At 65.5% G+C, this 20,100-nt stretch carries 25 protein-coding genes and 1 tRNA gene; 19 read left to right on the top strand and 7 right to left on the bottom strand.

What is annotated here, in order from left to right; translation table 11 throughout:
• The first annotated feature begins 7 nt into the window (after nt 1-7).
• From murI to AU185_RS23055, 5 genes are read left to right on the top strand one after another with little or no spacing between them, the layout of a single operon-like run.
• A complete protein-coding gene (gene murI, locus AU185_RS23075) occupies nt 8-829 on the top strand; it encodes a glutamate racemase (RefSeq protein WP_059102117.1) in 822 nt (273 codons plus the stop codon).
• A 58-nt stretch (nt 830-887) separates the two neighbouring features.
• Complete coding sequence (locus AU185_RS23070) at nt 888-1,664, top strand: cyclic nucleotide-degrading phosphodiesterase (RefSeq protein WP_059102059.1); 777 nt, start codon at nt 888-890, stop codon at nt 1,662-1,664.
• 45 nt (nt 1,665-1,709) lie between these two features.
• The gene (gene rph, locus AU185_RS23065; protein ID WP_059102058.1) at nt 1,710-2,492 is read left to right on the top strand and encodes a ribonuclease PH; all 783 of its coding nucleotides are present in this window, start codon (nt 1,710-1,712) and stop codon (nt 2,490-2,492) included.
• Nucleotides 2,489-3,097, top strand: a complete 609-nt coding sequence (gene rdgB / locus AU185_RS23060; RefSeq protein ID WP_059102057.1) for an RdgB/HAM1 family non-canonical purine NTP pyrophosphatase — start codon at nt 2,489-2,491, stop codon at nt 3,095-3,097. The genes rph and rdgB overlap by 4 nt, the downstream gene beginning before the upstream one ends.
• Nucleotides 3,098-3,139: 42 nt before the next feature.
• Nucleotides 3,140-4,600 (top strand): MFS transporter, encoded by a 1,461-nt coding sequence (locus AU185_RS23055; RefSeq protein WP_286143333.1) that lies wholly within the window; start codon nt 3,140-3,142, stop codon nt 4,598-4,600.
• On the opposite strand, the gene AU185_RS23050 is transcribed toward AU185_RS23055, so the two are convergent.
• A complete protein-coding gene (locus AU185_RS23050; RefSeq protein WP_059102055.1) occupies nt 4,578-4,910 on the bottom strand; it encodes a DUF3817 domain-containing protein in 333 nt (110 codons plus the stop codon). The genes AU185_RS23055 and AU185_RS23050 overlap by 23 nt on opposite strands.
• A complete protein-coding gene (locus AU185_RS23045; protein WP_082684044.1) occupies nt 4,907-5,287 on the bottom strand; it encodes a hypothetical protein in 381 nt (126 codons plus the stop codon). The genes AU185_RS23050 and AU185_RS23045 overlap by 4 nt, the downstream gene beginning before the upstream one ends.
• 36 nt (nt 5,288-5,323) lie before the next feature.
• Between AU185_RS23045 and AU185_RS23040 the strand changes: the two genes are divergently transcribed.
• A tRNA-Leu gene (locus AU185_RS23040) sits at nt 5,324-5,405 on the top strand.
• A 194-nt stretch (nt 5,406-5,599) separates the two neighbouring features.
• Here the strand turns inward: AU185_RS23040 and AU185_RS23035 are convergent.
• A complete protein-coding gene (locus AU185_RS23035; protein WP_059102053.1) occupies nt 5,600-5,818 on the bottom strand; it encodes a hypothetical protein in 219 nt (72 codons plus the stop codon).
• An 86-nt stretch (nt 5,819-5,904) separates the two neighbouring features.
• A complete protein-coding gene (locus AU185_RS23030) occupies nt 5,905-6,240 on the bottom strand; it encodes a WhiB family transcriptional regulator (protein WP_082684043.1) in 336 nt (111 codons plus the stop codon).
• Nucleotides 6,241-6,371: 131 nt separating this feature from the next.
• Between AU185_RS23030 and AU185_RS23025 the strand changes: the two genes are divergently transcribed.
• The gene (locus AU185_RS23025; RefSeq protein WP_059102052.1) at nt 6,372-7,001 is read left to right on the top strand and encodes a TetR/AcrR family transcriptional regulator; all 630 of its coding nucleotides are present in this window, start codon (nt 6,372-6,374) and stop codon (nt 6,999-7,001) included.
• Nucleotides 7,002-7,014: 13 nt separating this feature from the next.
• Here AU185_RS23025 and AU185_RS23020 read toward each other — a convergent pair whose 3' ends face one another.
• Entirely contained in the window at nt 7,015-7,866 is an 852-nt protein-coding gene (locus tag AU185_RS23020; RefSeq protein WP_059102051.1) for an AraC family transcriptional regulator, read from the bottom strand.
• Nucleotides 7,867-7,890: 24 nt separating this feature from the next.
• Here AU185_RS23020 and AU185_RS23015 point away from each other — a divergent pair, with 24 nt between their 5' ends.
• Entirely contained in the window at nt 7,891-9,162 is a 1,272-nt protein-coding gene (locus AU185_RS23015; protein ID WP_059102050.1) for an amidohydrolase family protein, read from the top strand.
• On the opposite strand, the gene AU185_RS23010 is transcribed toward AU185_RS23015, so the two are convergent.
• Together AU185_RS23010 and AU185_RS23005 are read right to left on the bottom strand one after the other, a co-directional pair.
• On the bottom strand, nt 9,140-10,213 hold the full coding sequence (locus AU185_RS23010) for an NAD(P)H-dependent amine dehydrogenase family protein (protein WP_059102049.1): 1,074 nt from the start codon (nt 10,211-10,213) through the stop codon (nt 9,140-9,142). The two genes, AU185_RS23015 and AU185_RS23010, sit on opposite strands and share 23 nt — an antisense overlap.
• Before the next feature lie 17 nt (nt 10,214-10,230).
• Nucleotides 10,231-11,019, bottom strand: coding sequence for an SDR family NAD(P)-dependent oxidoreductase (locus tag AU185_RS23005; RefSeq protein ID WP_059102048.1), 789 nt, complete (start codon nt 11,017-11,019; stop codon nt 10,231-10,233).
• Nucleotides 11,020-11,092: 73 nt separating this feature from the next.
• Here AU185_RS23005 and AU185_RS23000 point away from each other — a divergent pair, with 73 nt between their 5' ends.
• From AU185_RS23000 to AU185_RS22955, 11 genes are all read left to right on the top strand, one after another.
• Nucleotides 11,093-11,692, top strand: a complete 600-nt coding sequence (locus AU185_RS23000) for a TetR family transcriptional regulator (protein ID WP_059102047.1) — start codon at nt 11,093-11,095, stop codon at nt 11,690-11,692.
• 108 nt (nt 11,693-11,800) lie between these two features.
• On the top strand, nt 11,801-12,448 hold the full coding sequence (locus AU185_RS22995; RefSeq protein ID WP_156425644.1) for a hypothetical protein: 648 nt from the start codon (nt 11,801-11,803) through the stop codon (nt 12,446-12,448).
• A 250-nt stretch (nt 12,449-12,698) separates the two neighbouring features.
• On the top strand, nt 12,699-14,228 hold the full coding sequence (locus AU185_RS22990) for a nitric oxide reductase activation protein NorD (RefSeq protein ID WP_059102045.1): 1,530 nt from the start codon (nt 12,699-12,701) through the stop codon (nt 14,226-14,228).
• Nucleotides 14,225-15,016 (top strand): CbbQ/NirQ/NorQ/GpvN family protein, encoded by a 792-nt coding sequence (locus AU185_RS22985; protein WP_059102044.1) that lies wholly within the window; start codon nt 14,225-14,227, stop codon nt 15,014-15,016. Before AU185_RS22990 ends, AU185_RS22985 begins: the two co-directional genes overlap by 4 nt.
• 14 nt (nt 15,017-15,030) lie before the next feature.
• Nucleotides 15,031-15,159, top strand: coding sequence for a hypothetical protein (locus AU185_RS25735; protein ID WP_286131870.1), 129 nt, complete (start codon nt 15,031-15,033; stop codon nt 15,157-15,159).
• Nucleotides 15,156-15,878: a hypothetical protein gene (locus AU185_RS22980; protein WP_082684042.1), complete on the top strand. Its 723-nt coding sequence runs from the start codon at nt 15,156-15,158 to the stop codon at nt 15,876-15,878. Before AU185_RS25735 ends, AU185_RS22980 begins: the two co-directional genes overlap by 4 nt.
• 21 nt (nt 15,879-15,899) lie before the next feature.
• Nucleotides 15,900-16,340 carry a hypothetical protein gene (locus AU185_RS22975; RefSeq protein WP_059102042.1) on the top strand — a complete coding sequence of 147 codons (441 nt, stop codon included), beginning with the start codon at nt 15,900-15,902 and terminating at the stop codon, nt 16,338-16,340.
• Nucleotides 16,337-17,554: a cytochrome P450 gene (locus AU185_RS22970; protein WP_059102041.1), complete on the top strand. Its 1,218-nt coding sequence runs from the start codon at nt 16,337-16,339 to the stop codon at nt 17,552-17,554. The genes AU185_RS22975 and AU185_RS22970 overlap by 4 nt, the downstream gene beginning before the upstream one ends.
• Nucleotides 17,551-18,600: an NAD(P)H-dependent amine dehydrogenase family protein gene (locus AU185_RS22965; protein ID WP_059102040.1), complete on the top strand. Its 1,050-nt coding sequence runs from the start codon at nt 17,551-17,553 to the stop codon at nt 18,598-18,600. Before AU185_RS22970 ends, AU185_RS22965 begins: the two co-directional genes overlap by 4 nt.
• A gap of 13 nt (nt 18,601-18,613) precedes the next feature.
• Nucleotides 18,614-19,669, top strand: a complete 1,056-nt coding sequence (locus AU185_RS22960) for an NAD(P)H-dependent amine dehydrogenase family protein (protein ID WP_059102039.1) — start codon at nt 18,614-18,616, stop codon at nt 19,667-19,669.
• Nucleotides 19,666-20,082: a VOC family protein gene (locus AU185_RS22955; RefSeq protein ID WP_059102038.1), complete on the top strand. Its 417-nt coding sequence runs from the start codon at nt 19,666-19,668 to the stop codon at nt 20,080-20,082. The genes AU185_RS22960 and AU185_RS22955 overlap by 4 nt, the downstream gene beginning before the upstream one ends.
• The last annotated feature ends 18 nt before the right edge of the window (nt 20,083-20,100 follow it).

The following is a 20,100-nucleotide window of genomic DNA, read 5'->3' as shown; positions in this document are numbered from 1 at the left end:
CTCGGCAGTGTCCTCGGAGGCGCCCGTCGGCATCTTCGATTCCGGCGTCGGCGGGCTCACTGTGGCCCGCGCGATCATCGACCAGTTGCCCGACGAGAACATCGTCTACGTGGGCGATACCGAAAACGGGCCGTACGGACCGCTGTCCATCCCGCAGATCCGCGCACACGCCCTGGCGATTGGCGACGACCTGGTTTCGCGCGGAGTCAAGGCGCTCGTCATCGCATGCAACACGGCGTCGTCGGCGTGCCTGCGCGACGCCCGCGAACGCTACGCGCCGGTGCCCGTGGTCGAGGTCATCCTGCCCGCGGTGCGCCGCGCCGTCGCGACCACCCGCAACGGGCGGATCGGCGTCATCGGCACCGCGGCGACGATCGCGTCCGGCACCTATCAGGACGCGTTCGCCGCGGCGCGCGACACCGAGGTGATCGGAGTCGCCTGCCCCCGGTTCGTCGACTTCGTCGAGCGCGGTGTGACCAGCGGACGGCAGGTGCTGGGACTGGCCGAGGGCTACCTGGAACCGCTGCAGCGCGCCGAGGTCGACACGCTCGTACTCGGCTGCACCCACTATCCGATGCTGTCGGGGCTGATCCAGCTGGCGATGGGCGAGAACGTCACCTTGGTGTCCAGCGCCGAGGAGACCGCCAAGGACTTGCTCAGGGTGCTCACCGAACTGGATTTGCTGCGGCCCCACGGAAGTTCACCCGCGCAGCGGATGTTCGAGGCGACCGGTGATCCCGAGGCGTTCACCACACTGGCCGCGCGGTTCCTGGGGCCGACGCTCGACGGTGTTCGACCTGTTCAACGTCACGTCGGTTCCCAAAGATGATTTTCGTCGCTCGAACCGGCCATGTTTTCGTCGCGGGGATACCGGGCATGGCAAGCTAGTGAGCGTGCGAATCACCGTTCTCGGTTGCTCCGGCAGTGTCGTCGGGCCTGATTCGCCAGCGTCGGGATACCTCGTGTCGGCTCCCGATACGCCGCCATTGGTCCTTGATTTCGGCGGTGGTGTGCTCGGCGCGCTGCAGCGCCACGCCGACCCGAACGACGTTCATGTGCTGTTGTCGCACCTGCACGCCGACCACTGCCTCGATCTACCCGGGCTGTTCGTGTGGCGGCGCTACCACCCGTCGCCGGCACAGCAGCGCGGCATCATGTACGGCCCGGCCAATACATGGGCCCGGCTCGGCGCGGCGTCGTCGCCCGAAGGCGGCGAGGTCGACGACTTCTCCGACGTGTTCGAGATCCGCCACTGGGTCGACGACGAGGCGGTCACGATCGGCTCGCTGAACGTGACGCCGAAGCTTGTTTGCCACCCGACGGAGTCCTACGGCATGCGTATCACCGATCCGGACGGCGCCACGCTGGTCTACAGCGGCGACACCGGCTACTGCGACGCGTTGATCGACCTCGCCCGGGGCGCCGACGTGTTCCTGTGTGAGGCGTCGTGGACGCACTCGCCGGACCGGCCGCCCCGACTGCACCTGTCGGGCACCGAGGCGGGCAGGGCCGCGGCCGCAGCGGGCGTCGGCGAACTTCTGCTGACCCACATTCCGCCGTGGACCTCGCGGGAGGACGTCATCAGCGAGGCCAAGGGCGAGTTCGACGGTCCGGTGCACGCGGTGGTGTGCAACGAGACCTTCGACGTCGTGCGCGCGGCGTAGCGGTACGCGGGCGGTGGGGTCACACCGAGCCGATAGGGTTGGCTGGTGTCCCGAAGAGAAGACGGCCGGCTTGACGACGAGCTGAGGCCGGTTCGTATCACCCGTGGGTTCACCACGCATCCCGCCGGTTCGGTGCTGGTCGAATTCGGCCAGACGCGCGTCATGTGCACCGCGAGCGTCACCGAGGGAGTGCCACGCTGGCGTAAGGGCTCCGGGCAGGGCTGGCTGACAGCGGAATACGCGATGCTGCCCGCAGCCACGCACGACCGCTCTGACCGCGAGTCGGTCAAGGGCCGGATCGGCGGCCGCACCCAGGAGATCAGCCGGTTGGTCGGCCGCTCGTTGCGGGCGTGCATCGACCTCGGTGCGCTGGGGGAGAACACCATCGCGATCGACTGCGACGTGCTGCAGGCCGACGGCGGCACCCGAACCGCAGCGATCACCGGCGCCTACGTGGCGCTGGCCGACGCGGTCACCTATTTGTCGGCAGCAGGCAAGCTCTCCGACCCGCGGCCGCTGTCGTGCGCGATCGCCGCGGTCAGCGTCGGCGTCGTCGACGGCCGCATCCGCGTCGACCTGCCCTACACCGAAGACTCGCGCGCTGAGGTCGACATGAACGTCGTCGCCACCGACACCGGGACGCTGGTCGAGATCCAGGGCACCGGGGAAGGTGCGACGTTCCCGCGCTCCACGCTGGACAAGATGCTCGACGCCGCGATGGTCGCGTGCGAGAAGATCTTCGAGATTCAACGTGAGGCGTTGGAGCTGCCGTATCCCGGAACGCTGCCGGAGCCGAAAGAACCGACGAAGAAGGCGTTCGGAAGCTGACCGAGTTGTTGGTGGCCAGCCGCAACCCCAAGAAGCTGGCCGAATTGCGCCGGGTGCTCGAGGCGGCCGGGGTTTCGGGTCTGACGTTGCTGTCGCTCGATGACGTGCCCGCGTTCGACGAGGCGCCGGAGACCGGTGCGACGTTCGAGGACAACGCGGTGGCCAAGGCCCGGGACGCGTATCGCGCGACCGGTCTCGCGACGGTTGCCGACGACTCCGGGCTGCAGGTCGACGCGCTCAACGGGATGCCGGGGGTGCTGTCGGCGCGATGGTCGGGCCGGCACGGTCAAGATGCGGCCAACACCTCTCTGCTCTTGGCGCAACTGGCAGATGTACCCGACGAGCGGCGCGGCGCGGCGTTCGTCTCGGCGTGTGCGCTGGTGTCCGCTGCCGGTGAGACTGTGGTGCGGGGCGAGTGGCCGGGCAGCATCGTCCGCGAGCCCCGGGGGGAGGGCGGATTCGGCTACGACCCGGTGTTCCTACCGGAGGGGTCGGCGCGCACCGCCGCCGAACTCAGTCCGGCGGAGAAGGATGCGGCGTCGCACCGTGGCCGCGCACTGGCCTTGCTGGTGCCCGCGTTGCGCGAGTTGGCCGCTCGAATGTGACGCCAATTTTGTATAGCCAAACTAATCTGTAGCATCCCCGGGGTGCGTCGCTCCTCCGCCCAACCCGCAGTCGGTAGGACGCGACACCCGGCGATCATCGTGGTGGTGCTGGCGGCAGCGGGCATCAGTGTGTCGCTGATGCAGACACTTGTCATCCCGCTCATCCCCGAACTTCCCACGCTGTTGAACACGAGCGCGTCCAACGCGTCGTGGGTGATCACCGCGACGCTGCTCACGGCGGCCGTCGCGACGCCGATGTTCGGCAGGCTCGGCGACATGTACGGCCCCAAACCGATGCTGATCATCTGCGCCGTCGTGCTCACCGCGGGATCGTTGATCGCCGCGACGACGACAGCCCTGATCCCGGTCATCATCGGGCGCGGACTGCAGGGCTTCGGCATGCCGATCATCCCACTGGGGATCAGTGTGCTGCGGGCGTCGGTGCCGGCACATCGGGTCGGCACGGCGATGGGCTTGATGAGCGCATCGCTGGGTGTCGGTGGCGCGCTTGGGCTTCCGTTGTCGGCGATCATCGCCGATCGGTTCGACTGGCATGCGTTGTTCTGGTTCGCCGCCGCGCTCGGCGCGGTTTCCGGCCTGTCGTTCGCCGCCCTGGTGCCGCGCATTCCCGCGGCCTCGGCCGACCGCTTCGACGCGCTGGGGGCGGTCGGTCTGGCGGGCGGGCTGGTGACGCTGCTGCTCGGGATTTCCAAGGGCGGGAGTTGGGGCTGGACGAGTGGCATCACCGTGGGGATGTTCGCGGCGTCGGTGGTGATCTTCGGGTTGTTCGGGTGGTGGCAGTTCCGGACTGCCGCGCCGATCGTGGATTTGCGCACCACGCTGAAGCGGCCGGTGTTGACGACGAATCTGGCGTCGATCGCGGTGGGGTTCTCGTTGTTTGCGATGTCGCTGATCGCGCCGCAGATCCTCGAACTCCCCGCCGGGACGGGTTACGGGCTCGGGCAGTCGATGCTGGAAACCGGGTTGTGGATGGCGCCCGGTGGGCTGGCGATGATGCTGTCGTCGCCGGTGGCGGCGCGGATCGCCGGAGTGCACGGGCCGCGGTTCACATTGTTCGTCGGCTCGGCGGTCGTTGCCGCCGGCTACCTTTCGGGCCTGTTGCTGATGAACAGCGCCTGGCAGCTGTGCGTGTTCAACGTGCTGGTGAGCGTCGGCGTCGGTTTTGCGTTCTCCTCGCTGCCCGCGCTGATCAACGCCGCGGTCCCGGTATCGGAGACCGCGGCCGCCAACGGCATCAATGCGCTGGCGCGTTCGCTCGGCACGTCGATCTCCAGCGCGGTGATCGGTGCGGTGTTGGCGGTGATGACCACTACGGTGGCCGGGCAGCAGGTGCCGTCACTGGCCGGCCTGCGAATAGCGCTGCTGATCGCAGCGGCCGCGGCCGTCGTCGCCGCGATTACCGCGTTGGCCATCCCCAAGGCGGACGAGGCCGACGAGCCCGCACACGAGCTGGCGCTGGCTACAGACCGTAACGGTCCTTGATCTCCTTGGTCTGCACCTGCTCGACGATGATGCCGACCAGCGGGATGGTGCCGGCCAGCAGCACGCCGATGGTCTTGCCGATCGGCCACCGCACTTTGACCGCGAGGTTGGCGGTGAACAGCAGGTAGACGAAGTACACCCAGCCGTGGACGACCGCGATCCAGTTCAGGCCCTCGACGTGGTAGACGTACTTCATCACCATCTCGTAGCAGAGCGCGATGAGCCAGATGCCCGTCGTCCAGGCCAGCACTCGGTAGCCCAGCAGCGCCTTGCGGATGTTGTCGGCAGAGGTGATCGGTGGTTCGGTCATGTGGCCGGGTGTTCCTTGTCTTTTCTCGCGAGCTCGGCCAGGTAGGCGTTGTACTCGCGTAGTGCGGGGTCGTCGGCGTCTTCGTCGAATTGGGTTGTTGTTGAGGGCTTTTGCGGGAGCAGATCCTCGGGGATCTCGGTGATCGCGTCGCGCTTCGTCGGTTCGGGCGGCGCCTCCTCGTAGCGCACGAACTTGTAGTACGCATACACGACGAAACCGGCGAACAACGGCCACTGCAGGGCGTAGCCGAGGTTCTGGAAGCTGCCCGATGCCGACTCGAAGCGGGTCCACTGCCACCAGGCCAACGCCAGGCATCCGGCGGCGCCGACGATCACCAGGACGATGAGCGCCGGCCTCCTACGCCGTGTAGTGGACACCTTCCAACGGTACCGCGATACCCTTGGGGCGCTTAAGCGCGAGTGTCGGAACTGGCAGACGAGATGGATTTAGGTTCCATTGCCTCAGGGCGTGGGGGTTCGAGTCCCCCCTCGCGCACTCAATCCCCCGCCGATTTCTACACCAGGGTCGTGATCTGCCGATATCCACAGCCCTCGTGCAGAAATCGCGGTCACGCCTTGGCGGCGAAGTACTTCTGCCCGTCGGCGGGGATGCGCCCGAGCCCGGCTTCAATAGCGGCGCAAGCACTTTGACCGGCAGACTCACCGCCATCGTCGCGGACGAGGGCCGGCTCAGCCGTCTCTGCTCTGGATTGCGAAACAAACCAGGCTGGCGGCGAAGCTCAGAGTGGCGATGGCCCCGGCCGCTGCGGCCATCGCGGCGTCGGCCGCGCCCCAACTGGCCAGGGACACCGCGACGGCGATCACTGCCGTGATGATCAGGAAGAGGCCCGTGGTGGCGATCGCTTCGGCGGTCGGGTCGTCGGCGGGTGCGATGGCGCGCTCGCGCATCAGGTCTCCTACGGGCTCACGGAATATGGTGCGCAGAGGTTGCCCGTTGTTGACGGTAGTGAAACCCGCCGACCCGAAGTTCCGGCTCAGCCTACTTTTCGGACGGTGAACCCGTTGCGTTCGGCCAGCGAACGAAGTTGCCGCAGCGCGAACTGGCGCGCGCGGCCCTCGTCCGGGATGAAGATCCCGGCCCACACTCCGACCGCCCCCGGTGTCTGGCACGCCTCCTGCGCGCAGAGCCAGCGGCGCGGGCATGCCCGGCACAGTTCCTTGGCGCCTTCATCGGCGACGACGGCCCACCGGTCCGGATCCTGGATGCACGCGCCGAACGGCGTCTCCTGCGGCGTCGAAACGGCCCGCGATACAAGATCGATGGAGCCAGGACGCGTCGTCTGCGGGGTCGGTCGCTCGTTGACTGCCATTCGCGTCTCTCCTCCCGGTCAAGACAAGGGTTCGTCGTCGGCGGTAGCCGACAATACACGCGTATCGGTTGCCTACGATACAGACGTATTGGATACCTTGAGGAGGTGAACAACCCGACCTGCAGGCATTGATGGCATCCACTCGAGCGCGTCAACATGCGCCCGGCGACGATCGACGTTCGAGCATCGAGCGGATCCGGGAGGCGGCGCTCAAGTGCTTCGCGGCCCGGGGCGCGGCGGCCACGTCGCTGCGCCTGGTGGCCGCCGAGGCGGGCGTCTCGCTCGGCCTGGTGCAACACCACTTCGCGACGAAGGCGAACCTGATCAAGGCCGTCGATGACCATGTGGTCGCGGTCATCGAGACGGTGATCGCGAAGCCCATCCCAGAGCCACCGGTCGACACGATCACCGACATCGGAAACAGGGTGACGTCACTGGTGACCGACGAACCGGATGTGATGGCCTACGTCGGACGAGCGCTCACCGACGGCAGTCCGCTCGGCGGGCAGCTGTTCGACTCGCTGGCGGCCATCGGCGCCGAACGCTGGCAAGCGCGTCGGGATCTCGGGTTGACGCGACCGGACCTCGACCCGACATGGGGCACGCTGAACCCGCTGGTGCTGGCCCTCGGCACGTGGATCCTGCGCGGCCATATCGAACGTCACCTCCCGGAGCCGTTCGACAACCCCGTGCAACTGCAGCGATGGCAGGACGCGGTGAATGCGCTACTGCGTGACGGGCAGATGCGTCACGACCCGTGACACGTCGGCCCGATTAGAGCGGTGTGCCACCGACCCGCTTCCGGTAGCTCGTCGGCGTCTCTCCGCAGAACTGGGTGAAGGCCCGGGTGAACGAGCTTAGGCTGTCAAAGCCCACCGCCGACGAGGCTTCCTGTACCGATTGCCCCGGCGCGGCCAGCAGCGCCATGGCCTTGAGCATGCGTGCGTGTAAAAGATATGTGCGCCAGGACAATCCGATCGAATCCTGAAACAGTCGCCGCAATGTGCGCTCCGACACCGAGACCGCCCGGCTCACCTCCTGGGCGCTCACGTCGTCGAGATGTTCCTTTGTGTACGCCATCGCGGCGGCGACGATCGGGTGCTCGGAACTCGGCAGACTCAGCGGCGCCTCGTGGTCGAGGGCCTCGGAGACCAGGTTGGCCAGGGTGCGGAAGAACGCGTCGGACACCTCATCACCGTCGGGGCGGTCGATCGGCCAGCGCAGCGCGTAGATCATCATCTCCCGGATCAACGGTGAGACGCCGAGGATGCGCGCCCGGTCGCCCGCTTGCGAAATCAACTCGGGATCGAACATGACCGCGACGGTCCGGACGTCGGGGTTCATCGTGGCCTGATGTTCGAGGCCGACCGGAATCCACGCCGCCTGCTGCGGCGGCAGCAGGTAGTGTGCCGAATCCGTCTCGACCTCGACCACACCGCCGATCGCGTACTCGATCTGGTGGACGTCGTGTGAGTGCCAGCCGGTGATCAGGGCATCGCCCTCGTAGAGGTAGCTGCCGCCCAAAGCGCGACCACCTCGCCGCAGGTCGATGACGCGCCGAGGGTGTGCCGCGTCGAGCTTGGCCGTTTGGGCCAAATCTCTGTCCGATAGCGCGGAGACGGTCACACCGCTAGACGGTACTACTGGGGTATGGACATCGACGACCTGATCCTGGTGAGCATCGACGACCACGTTGTGGAACCGCCCGACATGTTCCTTCGGCATGTCCCGGCCAGATACAAGGACGAGGCGCCGATCGTGGTCACCGACGACAAGGGCGTCGACCAGTGGATGTATCAAGGTCGGCCGCAGGGCGTCAGCGGGTTGAACGCGGTGGTCTCCTGGCCGGCCGAAGAGTGGGGTCGTGACCCCGCCGGGTTCGCCGAGATGCGTCCCGGCGTGTACGACGTCCACGAACGGGTGCGCGATATGAACCGCAACGGCATCCTGGCCTCGATGTGCTTCCCGACGTTCACCGGCTTCTCCGCGCGGCACCTCAACATGCACCGCGAGGAAACCACATTGGTGATGGTGTCGGCCTACAACGACTGGCACATCGACGAGTGGGCGGGCTCATATCCGGACCGCTTCATCCCGATCGCGATCATGCCGACCTGGAACCCGCAGGCGATGTGCGACGAGATCCGTCGCGTCGCCGCGAAGGGCTGTCGCGCGGTCACCATGCCGGAACTGCCTCACCTGGAAGGGCTTCCGAGTTATCACGACGACGAGTACTGGGGTCCGGTGTTCCGGACGCTGTCGGAGGAGAACGTGGTGATGTGCCTGCACATCGGCACCGGCTTCGGCGCGATCAGCATGGCGCCCAACGCTCCCATCGACAACCTGATCATCCTGGCCACCCAGGTGTCGGCGATGTGCGCCCAGGACCTGTTGTGGGGTCCGGCGATGCGCAACTACCCCGACCTGAAATTCGCGTTCTCCGAAGGCGGTATCGGGTGGATCCCGTTCTACCTCGACCGCAGCGACCGCCACTACACGAACCAGAAGTGGCTGCGGCGTGACTTCGGCGACAAGCTACCCAGCGATGTGTTCCGCGAGCACTCACTGGCCTGCTACGTCACCGACAAGACCTCGCTGAAGCTGCGGCACGAGATAGGCATCGACATCATCGCGTGGGAGTGCGACTACCCGCACTCGGACTGCTTCTGGCCCGACGCGCCCGAGCAGGTGATGGCCGAGCTCACCGCGGCGGGTGCGGACGACACCGACATCAACAAGATCACCTGGCAGAACGCGTGCAACTTCTTCGGCTGGGATCCGTTCGCTCGTACTTCGCGAACGGATGCGACGGTTGGGGCGTTGCGCGCCAAGGCAACCGACGTCGACGTGTCCATCCGCCCACGCAAGGAGTGGGCGCGGCTCTACGAGGAGAAGCAGCTCACCACATCAACCCGCGGATGAGCTCGTTCGCGGGGATCTCCTCGGCAGAGATCAACCCCGACGGGGCGCGGCACACCCAGTCGATCGCGTTGACGACACGCGCGGCGGTGGACAGGCACCCCGCTTCGGTGACGTCGAGCACCGGATGCGACAGCAGCGTGCTCATCTCGATGCGCGGCTCGCCCTCGACGATCACCTTGTGCACACCGGAGTGGCCGTCGGGCGGATACTCCAACTCCGGCGCCGCCGCGGGGGTGAGCCGGGTGGTGTGCTCCACGGTGATGATGACGTCGCTGCCGCGCACGCCTTCGGCAGCGAATCGCACGCCGGCCAACTGGCCGGGTTCGACGGTCATCATCTTGCATTCGATGCGCCGGTCGGTGTACCACGGCTCGTAGCGCTGGCGAACCTCATCGAGTTCGGCGCCGAGATGGTGAGCGAGGTTGCGCACCAGTCCACCGAACATCGCCGTGATGACACCGGGCTGAAACGCCATCGGCAGCTCGTCGTCGGGAGTGGTACCGAAACCCATTGCCGTCCCGGTGTATTCGTAGTCATCGTAGTTGCCGTAGTCGAAGACCTCCTGCACGGTGATCGACTCGACGCGGCTGGACAGGCTCAGCGCGGCGAACACCGCGGTGTCTCCCGAGTAGCCGGGGTCGATGCCGTTGACGTAGAGCGACGAGTTGCCTGCGGCACACGCCTCTTCCAGAGGTACGCGCAACCAGTCGTCGGTCTGCTTCGGCGTCACCAACCACACCATCGACGTGCCGACGACATTGACGCCCGCGGCGAGGAACTGCGACATCTGCTCGATCGCCTCCATGGGCCGCGTCTCACCCAGCGCGGTGTAGACAACGCAGTCCGGCCTCAACGTGATGAGCGCGTCGATGTCATCAGTGGCGACGACACCGGTGGGCTCGCTCAACCCGCACAGTTCGGCTGCGTCCCTGCCGATCTTGTCCGGATTGGCGGCATGCACACCGACGAGTTCCAGATCCGGCCGTCCGATGAGCGCGCGAAGCGAGTGCTGGCCGACGTTGCCGGTGGAAAACTGGACGACTCTGCGCATTTGGGGTCCGTTCTCGATCAGTAGTCGGGGATCGGCAGTGGTGAGTTGTTCGAGTCGATGCCGCCGTCGACGTGAAAGATCGCGTTGGTCGCGTAGCAGTCGCGGGTGGCCAGGTAGACGCACAGCCGCCCGAGATCCTCGACGCTGCCGAGGCGGTGCAGCGGTGTGGCTTCCAACATCTTCTCCAGTGAGCCCGGCATCATGTCCAGACTGCCTTGCAAACCGTCGGTGGCGAAAGAGCCCAGTGCGATCGCATTGACCCGAACCTTCGGCGCGAGTTCCTGTGCCATGGCTCGCGTCAGCGCCTCCAGTGCGCCCTTGGCCGTGCAGTAGGCCGTCAACGCGCGGATGCCGAAACGTGCGGAGCCGGAGGAGATGTTGACGATGGAGCCGTGGCCCGCCTCGAACATGTGGGGCGCGACGAGTTGGCTCATGATGAATGCCGACGTGACGCACCAGTCGAAGGTGAGCCGGAAGTCCTCGTCGGTGATGTCGAGGAACCGGGCGTAGGTCGATCCACCGACGTTGTTCACCAGGATGTCGACTCGGCCGAAGCGCTCGATCGTGGTATCGACGACACGCTCACCGTCGGACCGGCTCATCGCGTCGGCAACAAGCGCCAAGCCGCTGCCACCCGTGTCTTCGATGCCCTTGATCGTTCCGACGATGTCGGATTCGGTCCGCGCCGTGCCGACTACTGTGGCGCCCGCCTCGGCGAGGACTCGTGCAATACCCTGACCGACGCCCTTGCCCGCGCCGGTGACGATCGCCACCTGGCCGTCGAGGTTGAACTGTTCCAACGCCATCCGGACCCCTCCTGAAATTGACTGCAGTCAATCACACATGTCAATACCTGACCAGTGTTGCTATCGTCAGGTCATGGCGGTGGTGGACAAACCCTCAGCACGCGAAGCCAAGCGCTTGCAGACGCGCGAGCGGCTGATGGGGGCGGCGATCGCGGAGTTCAAGCGATCGGGCATCGCGGCGGCCGACGTCGGCGCCATCGTGGCAGCAGCGGGGGTTGCCCACGGCACCTTCTTCTTTCACTTCCCGACCAAGGAACACGTGTTGCTCGAGTTGGAGCACCGCGAGGAGGAGCGCATCGCCAAACAACTGGCTCGCTACATCGATGCGACCCGCGATCTCGAATCGATTCTCACCGAGGCCGTCCGACTTGTGCTGGGCCTCGAGCGCCGTCTCGGGTCGCTGTTGTTCAAGGACTTCCTCGCATTGCACTTCTCGCAGACCCGGCCTGTCGACGAAAGCACCGAGCATCCCGTCATCGTCCGGGTCGCCGACGAGATCGAGCGTGCGCAGCAGCGTGGCGAGGTCGCCGCGGACGTCAATCCGATGAACAGCGCAGTGTTTTTCCTGCTCGGCCTCTATGCGTTGTTGACGACCACTCACAACTGGCCGACGCAGGGAACGATGCTCGAGGACTACGTCGCGAGGACGCTGCGCGGTATCGAGGCGCGCTAGTTGATTGACTGGGGTCAGTCTTCCTGCAATGCTCGGGGAGTTGATTCCCAGGAGGACGCCTTGACTCTGCGGACAATTCCCGCCATCGGCAGCGGTCTGGACGAGCACATGGAGCGCTCGCGGCTGGCGCAGCGCCAGGCCGACAAGTGGCTCATCTGTGGAAGCCTGCTCATCGGAACCGCGGCGCTCGGCGTCTTCGGTCTTCCGCTCTTCCTCCGAGGCGTTTGGCTGCTGCGCAAAGCTCAGCGCGAAGGGCTGTCGGTGCGCCCGATGATCGTCACGCTCATCGGCTACCTGGTCATCATCGACGCGGCGATCAACACCGTGGGCTGGGCGCTCGATCTCGTGGCCAACCACACCATTCTGGCGCGAATCCTGTTGAACGGCTGGGGCGCCATGTTCGACGCCGGCTACTTCTGGCACTACAACGAGCTGTGGCTGGGCGGGGCTGCCGGCCCGGGGGAGAAGGCGATGGAGGTCGGGATGATCCTCACCGTCTTCACGATGCGGATCGCCGCCGGGATCGGCTTCCTGCAGATGAAAAGGTGGGGCCATCAGTGGATGATCGTCACCTGCTGGATGGGGGTGCTCATCTGGTGCCTGTATGTGTTCAACATGACGATGTACGCCGACGTGCGCTACGCGGGCACGATATTCCCCGTCGTCGGTTGGTGGCTGTATGACATCTTCTACATCACGCCGTTCCTGGCGATTCCCTACCTGCACTCGGTGAACCGCGAGATCTTCTCTGACTGACTGAGATCATTGACTAGAGTCAGTATGTACGTTACAAAAGAGCAGACCATGACGGCTCAGGTGAGGCTGTCGGCGTGCTTGAACGCTGGTGGCAATGACCGATAACGCGCCCGCAAGGAGGCCGCACTGGTGGACTGGATCTGGGAGATACTTCGTTATGTCGCGGCCTGGGGCGGTACCGGCCTGATCATCTGGTTCTGGTACTGGATGTTCTCCAACATCGGAACCTTCTGAGCGGCCCGGACGATCGATGGCTGAACTTGCCGATGCGCACGCGATGGCGGTCGAGCGCAGTTGCGCGGTGACTGCCGTTGCCTTGAGCGGGCAACGGCGCGAGGGCGTTCGCCTCGTGACCGGTGAACACCGCGCATTCAGCTTGAGTGCGGCACTGGACTTCGTACATGTGCCGTATCCGATCGCCCGTGACTGGACCCGTAGAACGCTCACATGTGGTGTCGCACTGCAGTGCTCACCGTCGAAGGACCGCCTTGCCGAGTACCGGCTCAACGAACTGTCGGCACGTGAACTGCATGCGGTGACGGTCGTCGAGGCACGCGTCGCCCTTGGCTGGGTCCATGAGCGATGGCCCGGCCTGGCGCCGGAGATCCGGCGAGTGCTCGGTGATATCGACGTGCTCGACGGCGACCTCGACGCGACGGCGATGCTCAACCAGGCAATCGCCCTGGCGCGCACCGGACAGCCGCTTAGTGTCCACCCGCTGCTGGGCCGTCTTCCGCTGGCATACACGGCTCCGCAAGGCATCTCGGACAAGCTGCGGCGCACGCTCGGCAGGATGCCGTGGACCACAACGCAGAAGCGGCTGCCGCGGCCCTATTCCATTCCTGTCGGAGGCGACGGCGGTATCCGCAACCCCAATCTGCCTCCGCCGAGCCGACCGCAGGACAACGATCTCGACATCACTCCCGACCACCGGCCCGGCATCCCCTATCCCGAGTGGAACGCGTGGACCAAGAGTTTCATGCGTGACCACGTCGCGGTGCTCGAAAAGGCTCACGCGTCGCGCGGCCGGGAGCCGGAATCGGCATCGGCCGAGCTACGAAGGTGGTTTGAAGAGCACACCCATCGCGCGATGAGGAACCGGTTGGAGGACGGCTCTGACCTGGACGTCGAACAATACGTCAACCATTACATCGACCTGACGACCGGTGAGGCGATCGAGCCGCGCCTTTTCCGCGAGCTTCTGCCGAGCAACCGTGACGTCACCACCGCGCTGCTCCTGGACGGCAGCTCATCGCTCGGTGTCCACGGCGGCCGGATCTTCAAGCTCGAATTGGCCTGCGCCGACGCGCTATCGCGTGCGATGACGCTCGCTCGCGAGCGGCACGGCATCTTCGTGTTCACCGGGAACACCCGCCACCGCGTCGAGGTGAGTTGCCTCAAGGACTTCGAGGACCGGAGGTTCGTGCCACCCGGCCGGCTCGGGCTGTCCACGGGCGGGTACACCCGGCTGGGAGCGCCGTTGCGCCATCTCACCAGCCGCCTTCTGGCGCAACCGTCCGAGCGTCGGCTGCTCATCGTGATCGGCGACGGCCTCATCTCCGACGAGGGCTATGAGGGGCGCTACGCCTGGGCCGACGCCGCCCACGCTGTCGAGGAGGCCAATGACGCCGGCGTGAGCATCTACTACGTCGGCGTCGGGCCGACCCGCGTCGATCCGCTACCGGAGGTCTTCGGACCCCGTCGCTCACAACGCATCCGACGAGTAGAGGAGCTTCCCCGAGTGCTTGCCCATGTTCATCGGGAACTGGTGGCCGCATGAATTACTACGCGAACGCCAACGAGGTCCGGCTGTTCGAGCAGGCGTATCAGCAGCGCCTGCCCGTGATGCTCACCGGGCCGACGGGCTGCGGCAAAACCCGCCTCGTCGAGCACATGGGCGTCCTGCTCGAACGGCCGGTCGTGACGATCAGCTGCCACGACGACCTGACGAGTTCGGATCTGGTCGGCCGGTTCATGGTCACGGGCGGCGACGTCGTGTGGACTGACGGGCCGCTGACCCGGGCGGTGAAGGCCGGTGCCATCTGCTATCTCGACGAGGTGGTGGAGGCGCGCCACGACTCGCTGGCGATCCTGCACTCGCTGACCGACCACCGCCGCGCCCTGTTTCTCGACCGGGCCGGTGAGGTGGTCCGGGCGCCGGACACCTTCATGCTGGTCTGCTCGTACAATCCCGCCTACCGCAGCTCGCTGAAAGAACTCAAACCGTCGTTCCGCCAACGCTTCGTCACGTTACCCATGAGGTATCTGCCTGCCGACCGCGAGGCCCAGGTGATCGTCGCCGAGACCGGTGTCGACTCCGCGACCGCGACCCGGCTCGTGCAATGCGCCGCCGCGATCCGCACCGCCGACGAGGCGTTCCACTTCGAACCGCCATCCACCCGCGTGCTCGTCACCGCGGGTCAACTGATCGTCGCGGGCGCAACCGAATTGGAGGCGGCCGAGGCCTGCATCCTCGCACCACTGTCCACTGACGGTGCCATCACCGACGGATTGCGTGAAGTCGCCGTGGCCAGCCTGGCCACCGATGCGCCGAACACCTCCGGTTAGGAAGGAGTCCGCCCATGGATCAGAAAGAGCGAAAGCGCAAGAGAGCGCTCATCATCCTGCAGATCGTGATCTACGGCTACTTGCTCGCGATGTTCGGGATCCAGCTCTACATGTCATTCGCCCGCGGATGGTGGGAATTGTGAATCCGCCGCTGTTGAGCCGTCGTTCCAAGGCGCCGGTCTCGCTCGACGGATCGGTCGGCCTCGAGGAGCACCACGAAGAGTCGCGTCTCGCGCAACGCCGGGCGGACAAATGGATGATCGTCGGCGCCGCCCTGATGGGAATGTGGGCGCCCGGTTTGATCGGCTTCCCGATCTTCATGCGCGGGGTGTGGCTGCAACGGCACGCCGCCCGCGCCGGTCTGTCGATGCGGCCGATGATCGTCACGCTGATCGGATATCTGGTGCTGATCGACGGGATGCTCAACAGCCTGGGCTGGGCACTCGACCTCGTCGCCAACCACACGTTGATCAACCGCGTACTGATGGTCGGCTGGGGCGCAATGTTCGACGCCGGTTACTTCTGGCACTACAACGAGTTGTGGGTCGGGGGTGCGGCCGGGCCCGGCGAGAAGTCCATGGTGTTCGGGATGATCCTCACCGTGTTCGCGATGCGGTGCGCAGCGGCGATCGGCTTCCTACAGATGAAGCGCTGGGGTCATCAATGGATGATCGTCACCTGCTGGATGGGGGTGCTCATCTGGTGCCTGTATGTGTTCAACATGACGATGTACGCCGACGTGCGCTACGCCGGGGTCGTCTTCCCGGTCATCGGCTGGTGGCTCTACGACATCTTCTACATCACGCCATTCTTGGCCATTCCGTATCTCCACACGGTCAACCGCGAAATCTTCTCCGACTGAACAGGTTCAAGGAGCCGAGCCATGACATCCTCTTCACCGACCTCAGAAACCACCGAGGAGCAGAGAGACGATCTGCCACCGGGCACCACGCCGTACTACGCGCGGATGCATCGCTACATCAAGCGGGCGGTGCTGGTGTGTCTGGTCGCGCTGGTGATCGAGGGGGCGTTCACGCTGCCGTTCATGGCGGTGTATTACGGCTACCCGACACTGAGCCTCACCGAGATCTGCAGCGAACTGCTCAAAGTCCGCTACTCCGACGACACCTTGGAGTGCAAGGTCCCGTACCCGCCACTGGGCCCACCTGAGGGCGCCGAAGGAAAGGACACCGCGCAAGACGAATGGGGAATTCAACCGGTGCCGAAGTACAACAGAATCGGCTTCCGCGAGCTGGTCCGCATCCACGAGGAAAGAGAGGCGAGGGAGGCAACGGAACAACATCAAGGCGCACCGGCTCCGTGACCAAGCCGATCGAGGAGCACGCACGAAACTGGGACCTTCGCCACGAGGACTTCGGCGACAACGACTTCCTGTACGACGTCTACTCGGTGATGCGGCGCAACGCACCGTTCGCCCACACCGACTCACCGTTCCTGTCCGCCACCCCCGGCGGCGCATGGGTGGCGACCAGGTACGACGAGTGCTACCGCATATTGCAGGACTGGCAACACTTCTCGAGCAATCCAGTACCGGAGGACGCCGAACAAATCCTCGGCGAACTTCTCGTCGTCATGGATCCTCCGCGGCAACAAAAGTTCCGCAAGGTTCTCAATCCCTACTTCTCGCCGGCGCGGATGAAGGCGCTGCGACCGCAGATCCGAGCCGAGACCGACCACTTGATCGACGCGTTCATCGAAGACGGCGTCGGTGACCTCGCCGAGGTCGCGTGGCGACAGCCCGGAACCGTCTTCTTCAAGTACGTCTTCGGAATGCCGGTCGACGATGTTCCGCTGTGCGTCGCGCTGACCGACACTGCGCTCAGTGGCGACACCGAGGAAGCCCGCATGGCCGCCAACGCCGAGCTGTATCAGCATCTTCACCGTGCGATGACCGCACGCGCCGCACAGCCGCAGCGGGACGACATGATCGACGTCCTTCTTTCGGCTGAGATCGACGGCGAGAAGTTGCCGTTCCAAGACGCAGTCGCCAACGCGATGCTGCTGGTGCAGGCCGGTCTCGAGACCACCTCGAGCGCGATGTCGTTCGCGCTGCACTACCTCGCAACGCATCCCGATGACCGTGGCCGGCTCATCGAAGAACCGGAGCTTCTGCCGAGAGCCGTCGAGGAGTTCATCCGGTACGCAGGGTCGATCCACGGGATCCCTCGCACCGTCGTCAAAGATGTCGAGATCAGCGGCCATACCTTCTGTCCGGGCGAATCGGTGATCGTCAACTACGCTTCGGCCAACCGCGACCCGCAGCAGTTCCCCGATCCCGACCGCTGCGTCCTCGATCGACAAGCGAACCGGCACCTCGGATTCGGCGCAGGCGTACACCGCTGCCTGGGTTCGAATCTCGCTCGGCTGGAGTTCACGGTCGCCCTCGAGCAGGTGCTGTCGAGGATGCCCGACTACCGTCTGGCGCCCGACGCCGATCCGGTTTTCCACGGCAACTCCGTCACCCGCGGATACCGCGCCATTCCAGTGGTATTCAGCCCGAAGGAGCGCCACTCGTGACATATCGCGTCGTGCAGTGGACGACGGGCAACGTCGGCAAGAAGTCTGTGCATGCGATCACCGCAAACACCGATCTGGAGCTCGTCGGATGTTACGCCTGGTCGCCGGACAAGGTCGGCAAGGACGTCGGCACCCTGTGCGGCATCGAGCCGCTGGGAGTGACGGCGACCGACGACGTCGATGCGCTGTTGGCGTTGAAACCGGACTGCGTGGTGTACAACCCGATGTTCGCCGACGTCGACGAGGTGGAGCGCATCCTCGCCGCGGGCGTCAACGTGGTGACCACGTCGGAGTTCATCACCGGCCACCAACTGGGAGAGGGCCGTGACCGCATCACGGAGGCCTGTAACCGTGGTGGTGCCACGATCTTCGGCAGCGGCATCAACCCCGGATTCATCCAACTGTTCGCCGTGGTGACGGCCGGCCTCTCCGATCGCGTCGACCGGATCTCGATCCTGGAGTCCTTCGACACCACCATCTACAACTCGCCCGCCACCGAAATTCCCATGGGATTCGGCCGTCTCGTCGACGACCCGGACCTGCCGGCGATCACCGCGAACGGATCGGGCATCTTCCGCGAGGCCGTGTTGTTGGTCGCCGATGCGCTCGGCGCCGTACTCGACGACGTCCGGTGCGAGGTCGAATATGCCCAGACCACCGACGATCTCGAACTTCCCGGCGACTGGACGATAGCGGCCGGCTGCGTCGCAGGCATCGACGTCCGGTGGAAGGGCTACCTCGGCGGTCGGGACATCATCGAGGTCCGTGGCGTGTGGACGAAAGGACAGTCGCTGCAACCGGCGTGGCCGACGACGTTCGGTTACACCGTCACCGTCGAAGGCAGGCCGACGATCAAGAGCACGTTGAGTTTCGAACCGCCTTCGGACTTTCATGCCGAAACCCTCGACGACTTCGTCATGCTCGGCCTCACCATCACCGCCATGCCGGCGATCACCGCGATCCCGGCCGTCGTCGCCGCCGATCCCGGCATCGCGACATACAACGATCTGCCGCTGTTGCTGCCGCGCGGCGTGCTCGCACAGTGAAGGAGGGCATACGATGCCCGATCGCACCTACCGGGTGATCCAGTGGATGACGGGCGATGTCGGCCAGGTCGGCGTCCGGCACTTCGCCGACAGCCCAGTTTTCGACCTGATCGGAGTTCTGGTCCACACGCCGGAGAAAGTGGGTAAGGACGCGGGCGAGATCGCGGGTATCGCCCCGATCGGGCTGCCCGCCACCGACGACATCGAAGCCATCATCGCCATGGATGCCGACTGCCTGTTCTACACACCGGTGATCATGGACACCGAAACCGTGTGCCGACTGTTGCGATCGGGGAAGAACGTCGTCACCACAAGCGGCTTCTTCTACCCCTCACCGGATTTCGCCGCGGACGGCGACAAGATCCGCACCGCGTGCCGGGACGGAGGATCGTCGTTCCACGCGGGCGGAATCCATCCCGGCTACGCCGGCGACATCCTTCCACTCACGCTGGCCCGGATCGTCAGCAGAGTCGACAAGATCTCGGTGTATGAAGTCGTCAACGTCCTCACCGACGCACCGCTCGACCACATCGACTGGATGGGCTTCGGAAAGGAGCGCGACGCCTTCCTCACCGAACCGACCATTCTGGGCCTCGGCGTCCCGTTCTTCGCCCAATCGATGCACATGATCGCCGACGGACTCGGCGTACACATCGACGAAGTCACCGCCGACCTGGCGGCCGCCACCGCCACCGAGGACATTCCACACGAACTCGGCGCGATACCACGCGGAACGGTGGCCGCACAGCATCACGAATGGACGGCGATGGTCGAGGGCCGGCCACTCATCGTTTTCCACGCGATCTACACGACGGCGCCCGCGGACAAGCTCGATCCGCCGTGGGATTGGGGCAAGACCCGGTACCGAATCGTGATCGACGGCGACCCGCCGACGGAGATGACGCTCCAGGGCGTCGACCGGCCCGACGGCACCATGGCGCACCCGGGCTACAACTGGACCGCGATGGGTGCGATCAACGCGATCCCCGCGGTCTGTGACGCCGCGCCCGGTTGGATCACCCATCTCGACCTCGGTCTCGTACAACCCCGCGGACTGGTACGCAAATGACCGAGGAACGCTCGCGGCTGCACCACGTCGTTCTCGCGGTTGCTAGAGAACACCAGGCGACGGTCGCGCAGATGTTCACCGAACTCGGCTTCCGATTCGACGGCACCGATCTCACCGATCTCGGTGTGTCCGTGCATCTGGACTGGAACGGAGGGCTGGAGTTGATCAGTCCCATTCCCGGCTCGACCGCTGAGGTGGCCAGATCGGTGACCGACTTTCTCGATCGCAACGGCGACGGCGTCTACACGGTCGTGCTGCGGGTGCCCGAGGCGTCGGCGGCCGAGTCCCTGACCGAGCGGTATGGATCGACGACGCGCTTCCGGCAGAGCTTCTCGGGCGAGGGCTCATACCTCGACGAGGTCGATCTGTCCGTGTTCGGCATGCCGCTGACCTTTTTGTCCACCAACGTCTGATGACCAAACCGGCGGCTA

It is taken from the genome of Mycobacterium sp. GA-0227b (genome assembly GCF_001499855.1).
Classification (GTDB): Bacteria; Actinomycetota; Actinomycetes; order Mycobacteriales; family Mycobacteriaceae; genus Mycobacterium.
The sequence above is the reverse complement of the archived record's forward strand: the minus strand, read 5'-3'. Positions and strand labels throughout refer to the sequence as shown.

Bases quoted from the DNA above. Each gene is read 5' to 3' on its own strand.
- AU185_RS23050 (WP_059102055.1), bottom strand. From the start codon at position 4,910: ATGACCGAACCACCGATCACCTCTGCCGACAACATCCGCAAGGCGCTG.
- AU185_RS23035 (WP_059102053.1), bottom strand. From the start codon at position 5,818: ATGCGCGAGCGCGCCATCGCACCCGCCGACGACCCGACCGCCGAAGCG.
- AU185_RS23030 (WP_082684043.1), bottom strand. From the start codon at position 6,240: ATGGCAGTCAACGAGCGACCGACCCCGCAGACGACGCGTCCTGGCTCC.
- AU185_RS23025 (WP_059102052.1), top strand. From the start codon at position 6,372: ATGGCATCCACTCGAGCGCGTCAACATGCGCCCGGCGACGATCGACGT.
- AU185_RS23015 (WP_059102050.1), top strand. From the start codon at position 7,891: ATGGACATCGACGACCTGATCCTGGTGAGCATCGACGACCACGTTGTG.
- AU185_RS23010 (WP_059102049.1), bottom strand. From the start codon at position 10,213: ATGCGCAGAGTCGTCCAGTTTTCCACCGGCAACGTCGGCCAGCACTCG.
- AU185_RS23005 (WP_059102048.1), bottom strand. From the start codon at position 11,019: ATGGCGTTGGAACAGTTCAACCTCGACGGCCAGGTGGCGATCGTCACC.
- AU185_RS23000 (WP_059102047.1), top strand. From the start codon at position 11,093: ATGGCGGTGGTGGACAAACCCTCAGCACGCGAAGCCAAGCGCTTGCAG.
- AU185_RS22995 (WP_156425644.1), top strand. From the start codon at position 11,801: ATGGAGCGCTCGCGGCTGGCGCAGCGCCAGGCCGACAAGTGGCTCATC.
- AU185_RS22990 (WP_059102045.1), top strand. From the start codon at position 12,699: ATGGCTGAACTTGCCGATGCGCACGCGATGGCGGTCGAGCGCAGTTGC.
- AU185_RS22985 (WP_059102044.1), top strand. From the start codon at position 14,225: ATGAATTACTACGCGAACGCCAACGAGGTCCGGCTGTTCGAGCAGGCG.
- AU185_RS25735 (WP_286131870.1), top strand. From the start codon at position 15,031: ATGGATCAGAAAGAGCGAAAGCGCAAGAGAGCGCTCATCATCCTGCAG.
- AU185_RS22975 (WP_059102042.1), top strand. From the start codon at position 15,900: ATGACATCCTCTTCACCGACCTCAGAAACCACCGAGGAGCAGAGAGAC.
- AU185_RS22960 (WP_059102039.1), top strand. From the start codon at position 18,614: ATGCCCGATCGCACCTACCGGGTGATCCAGTGGATGACGGGCGATGTC.
- AU185_RS22955 (WP_059102038.1), top strand. From the start codon at position 19,666: ATGACCGAGGAACGCTCGCGGCTGCACCACGTCGTTCTCGCGGTTGCT.